General features: G+C 41.6%; 3 protein-coding genes. All 3 read right to left on the reverse strand.

Features of this window, described 5'->3' with window-relative positions; genetic code table 11:
• A partial coding sequence (locus Q0502_RS00945) for a family 78 glycoside hydrolase catalytic domain (RefSeq protein ID WP_298646074.1) occupies window positions 1-2,395 on the reverse strand: 2,395 nt, incomplete at its 3' end.
• Between the two features lie 98 nt (window positions 2,396-2,493).
• A complete protein-coding gene (locus Q0502_RS00950; protein ID WP_294083994.1) occupies window positions 2,494-3,159 on the reverse strand; it encodes an SGNH/GDSL hydrolase family protein in 666 nt (221 codons plus the stop codon).
• Window positions 3,160-3,204: 45 nt separating this feature from the next.
• A partial coding sequence (locus Q0502_RS00955) for a glycoside hydrolase family protein (RefSeq protein WP_298646079.1) occupies window positions 3,205-5,371 on the reverse strand: 2,167 nt, incomplete at its 5' end.

Below are 5,371 nucleotides of genomic sequence, written 5' to 3' on the forward strand. Positions count from 1 at the left end.
CTGCTGCATCTTCACCGGAGGCTATGTTCAGTCCGGCAACTTTCCGGTACAAAAAGTCCCCAACGGCACCGTGTGCATAGTGGTTGAAAGAGTTACTCTGTGGTTTCTGTGTCTGAAAGCTTCCATCTGGTTTTATAGCATTCCATCTTTCCCAAAACGTTGTTGCTCCCATCGTAATAGGATAAAGCCACGAGGGATATTCTTCTCTTTCCAGAAGTTTATAGGCGAGATCACCATATCCGTATTTAAGAAGAATATGGGGCAGAGGTGAAGTAGCCAAAAAACCTGTGGTAAAATGGCCAAAATCATCAATCAGTTCAACCAATCTTGCCGCAGCCTGTTTCTCAAGATGATAAGGAATCATCCCGAATTCGAGCGCTATACTGTAGGCCGTTTGTGATGGAGAGATCAGGTCGCCCTCCTCATTGATGAAAGCCGTATGGAAAGCTTTTTTAGCCTGTTCTAATAGGTTTGTATAATATATTTCATCGTCAGGGATATTCAGCACCTTTGCGGTATTCATCATGATACGTAGTGAATTGGCATAATATGCCTGAGTGATAATATTCTTATTCGTCCCAGGCGTTTTTCTCTCTCCTTCTTCCGGGGAATAAGCCAGCCAGTCCCCAAAAGTGACCCCTTTATCCCATAGCCCATCGTGGGTTACATTGGTAATACTTTTTACATAAGCTTTCATGCTGCCGTACTGTTGGTGTAGGATCCGCTTATCGCCGTAGGTTTTATAAAGTGTCCAAGGAACGATTGTAGCCGCATCTCCCCAAGCTGCCCGGTTAACATTACTTCCCAAGTCAGGTATATAATTTGGCACTTCACCGGTAATCAATTGATCCGCTTCCAGATCCCGTAACCACTTGGTTAGGAAATTATGTACCCGCATGTTGAAAACTGCTGTAGGGACAAAAACCTGGATGTCTCCCGTCCATCCCAATCGTTCATCTCTTTGTGGACAATCGGTCGGTATATCCAGGAAATTCCCTTTTTGTCCCCATTTGATATTACTTTGTAATCGGTTGATTAGCGGATGGGATGAGGTAAAACTGCCCGTGGGTTCCATATCGGAATAAAGGGCTACTGCCTCAAAATTCTCTGGTTTGATTTCTCCGGGATAACCTTCAATTTTCACATAGCGGAATCCGTGCCATGTGAAATGAGGATGTAGTATAACTTTATTGGTGTCTTTTAGTATATAAATACATTGTGCCTTAGCTGCACGCAGGTTGGCAGTATGGAAATTTCCTTCTTTGTCTAATACTTCAGCATGTGATAATGTGATCATATCACCGCTTTTTCCCTTGACCTTCATTCTTATCCAACCGGCTAGGTTCTGTCCGAAGTCAATGATCTGTTCTCCTTTGGGTGTATTGAATATGGCGGCCGGCTTAAAAATTTCCTGTTGCCTGACAGGTTCATTATAGGTGGCTACCAGTTTGGCCGTATCAAAGTTTGTTTTTTTTACATAGGCCCATTGTGAATCATCATACTCAGGAAACATCCATCCTTCTTTTTCCAGGCGAAGATCTATTTTCTCACCGTTGTAGATCTCTGAATAAATGATCTTTCCCGTGGAACTTCTCCAGGAAGGATCTGAGATTACCCTCTCGCGGGTACCATCGGTATATTCAATCTCTAATTGGATCAATAAAGCTATATGGCGACCGTAGTGGTTGTTTTTATTGCTCCAGCCAAGAGTTCCTCTATACCATCCGCTTGCCAACATTACGGCGATTGTATTGTTTTGTTGGAGGAGACCGGTAACGTCGTAAGCCTGATACTGTAATCGTTTATGATAGGATGTCCATCCCGGGGTGTAGTGTGCATCACCTACACGTCTACCGTTCAGATAAGCCTCGTACATGCCGTGTGATGTAGCGTAAAGAACAGCGGAGCGGATCTCTTTTTTTGTTTGAAATGTCTTTCTCAAATAAGGAGAAGGGCGGTTGACCGTGTCTTCTTCAAGGGTAGGAGTAATCCATTGCGCTTTCCAGTCTGACGGCTGCAAGAAACCGGTACGAAAGCTGCCAGGAAGACTCCAGTCAGATATATAACCCCTGTTATCCTGAACTCTTACTCTCCAGAAATATAGTGTATTGCTTTTTAAAGGAAGACCTTTGTACGCGACAAGTACAGAGGAGTCTGACAATACTCTTCCGCTTCTCCATGCGAATGTGTCATTCGATTCCACTTCAATTTCATAAGCCGTTTGGGTGATACCTCGTTTTTCGTTTTGCAATATCCAGGTAAATCTGGGGATAGAAATATCTAATCCTACAGGATCTATAAGATTTTCAGTCAAAAGCTCTTTCACTATTGTCTGAGAACAAATGCTTTCTATTAAAATAATCGGCAATATTATAGCGAAAAATGTTTTCTTCATTAGGTGTTATATTGATTAAGGAATAGGGTAATTGATAATCAGATATCTAAAATCTTATTCGATATAAACTCTATTAGATCCCTTTATATGATAAATATTTATCGTAATAATTTTTTAATTGCATCTGCCACTGATTTTGAAAGTGCCTCATATCCTTCTTCAGTATAATGTACATCACCTTCGCCTTTTGCATATTTTTTGTGGATATCAATAGAATATTTGTGCAGATTGTGAACGGCTATACCTTTTTCTTCCATAATAGCCAATGCGGCGTTGTTGTATTTTATTTCATCACCTTCAAATCGACCTGCCTCATCTGGAGGAACGACCGTGGTAGTAATAAAAAGCAATTTTACTCCGGTGTCCTTTAGTCTGGTAACGATCGTGTCCATATTGGCCGCATATTGTTCAACGGTAAATGTGACGGTACCATTAACCTTGTCCCTGTTACCCTGCACCTTTGATTCCGGATGCCGGTAACACAGGTCCCATAATCCCCAGTTAAAAGCAATTATATCCCATTTCGTGTCTCCTAACCATTCTTCCAGCATCTCTTTGCCGGTTCCTGTATGCTGTGCATTTCCTTTATTGTGGAAAACATCCGCTCTGTCTGAGAGGGACTTTTTTACAAAAGGAGTGTAACCAATGGATATGGAATCGCCAATGATAAGTACCTTTTTTCTGTTCTGTGTCCAGTTAGCACAGGCTATCAACAGTATCAGTAAACAAAGTGTACTAAAAAAAACTTTTTTTCTTTTTTTCATTTTTTACAACCTATTTATTTGTGAAATCTCACTAAGTAAAACCTATTAGTCAAGCTGAATTTTAAAGAAATATAAAGACTCGCCTTCAAGGGTGTAATGGAAAGAATTTTGCGAGATAGAATGATCATTTTTTTCTCCAACTCCCGGTAGATCTTTGTGCCACCTATATACCTCACATCGGGTATTCTTTATTTTTCTATTTTCTCCCAGATCAAACCGGGTATTATTCAGAGGAGATTTGCTTTTATTCAATACCCATACCGATAGTACGTTGCCTTTTATGAATGCAGCCGTAGAAGCGGATTCACAAGGTAGTGTTATCTCTATATAATTTCCCCCGCTGGCATGGTTGACCACTTGTTTGAAGATTTCGTACTTCCCTGATCTGGTGTAAATCTTGTTTTGATGGTCTACCCAAATCATGGTATGACCTCTTCCTTTTGCCGGCCCATAAAATAACCATGTGTCAATTCCCGTAAATCCGGCACGAAGATGTTTCCAGAGCACCTCTGATGTAATTATTTCTTCATGTATATCCACACCGGTCCATCCATGCATTTCGGTATTCCATATCTCTTTTATCCCCAGCTTTTTGGCTCTTGCCACAAACTCTTCATATATTCCTGTTGGCCCGGTATTATGGGTAGAGGCGACTGCAATTGAGGCATGTTCGTTCTTTGATGGATCTACCTTGTCCAGCCAGCCTGTAGCTCCACTAATGGCCCAGGAGGAGGGAACTACTAATTGGGGCATATGTACCCCGGGGTCCAGCAATTTCGGCAGATTCTCATAAATATATTTATTGGCTGATGGGGAAATGGTCTCTTTCTCATTCGTCACATCCAGGTAAGTTATTGTAAGGCCATTGCGGTGCATGAGATTTAAATAATCTGCAAAATATTGGATCAGTTTCGGTAAGTGAAGGATCTCTTCCTTCCATTTGGGCACTATTGTACCATCCTTCATCTTCTTTGTTCCGTCTTGCTTCCAATCTAATATCCATCGGGGATAGGGTGACCAGGGAGTATTGTCTTTATGACCCCATATCGTTTCTCTTTCGTCTTTGGAATATGCTTCAAAGAGGGGCCTGGGACTGGCAAAAAACTGGATATCCGGATTTGCCGATTTAATGGCATGCATCATTTCAATCTCATCATCGTAGGCATTTTTATTTTTGACACCTTCCTTCCTTTCATAGGTGGCATCAATGCCGATACGAACATATTCACTTTTTAATTCGTCCACCGCCAAGCGGGCCAGTTCTTCTTTCATATCCCTGTTCCAGTCCCAAAGCCTCTCGACGTCCACACCGAATTTAACTATTTGTTTTACTTTATCAGATACTGTAATAGTAGCGTTATCTTTTTCCTGATTAACCGGAATAAACACCAAATAAGAATCGTCTCCCTTTTTGGCTGATAATGCCAGTACCTGCGGTTCATCGTTTTCTACCACCACGAAAGGACGTTCCAGTCGGTCAGGAAGATAGAATTTGCCGTTTGTCATCAATATTCTCTTGGGGATAACGATGTGTTCAGTAGCTTGGCTCCAATCTTTACCATCTGTAGAGGTGACCATTCCTATAAATCCGGCAAATGCGTGGAAAATAGCGTAAAAGCGTTCACGTTTAGTGTCATACCACATTGCCATGTCCTCCGTTTCTATATAGTCAATCACTGGTTTTTCCTGTATCTTGAAAGGGCCTGTCGGCGATTTTGAAATTGCAATTGCCTGATCGCGTATAATTCGCTTTTCATTAGGTTTGTCTCCCTTAAATATCAGATAATACAGACCATCTTTCTGTGTAATTGTTGGATTGTTGACCATATTTCTGACCGGTCCTGCTGGTTCTATCAAAGGATTGTCCATTCTCTCCCAGGGCCCGTCAAACGAGTCGGCAACGGCTACACCAATCCGTTGATTATTGCGGACATTTCCCCATTTTGGATGTTTCCCACCTTGCTGTCCCAACTCTTTTAATTCTTTTTCATCATATGATTCACCTCCCAGATTGGTAGAGTTGTAATACAAATAGTATTTTCCATCAAAAAATGTGATCATTGGATTATGAACTCCTAAAGCATCCCAACACCCCGGACCTCTTCCTTTGAGCAATGTCCCTTTATATTCCCATGGGCCGATAGGTGAGTCTGCTGCGGCGTGTACAATCTCTGAAAATGTCAACCACCCTTGAAATCCTAATTCTTTTTTC

It is taken from the genome of uncultured Proteiniphilum sp. (assembly GCF_937873925.1).
Lineage (GTDB): Bacteria > Bacteroidota > Bacteroidia > Bacteroidales > Dysgonomonadaceae > Proteiniphilum.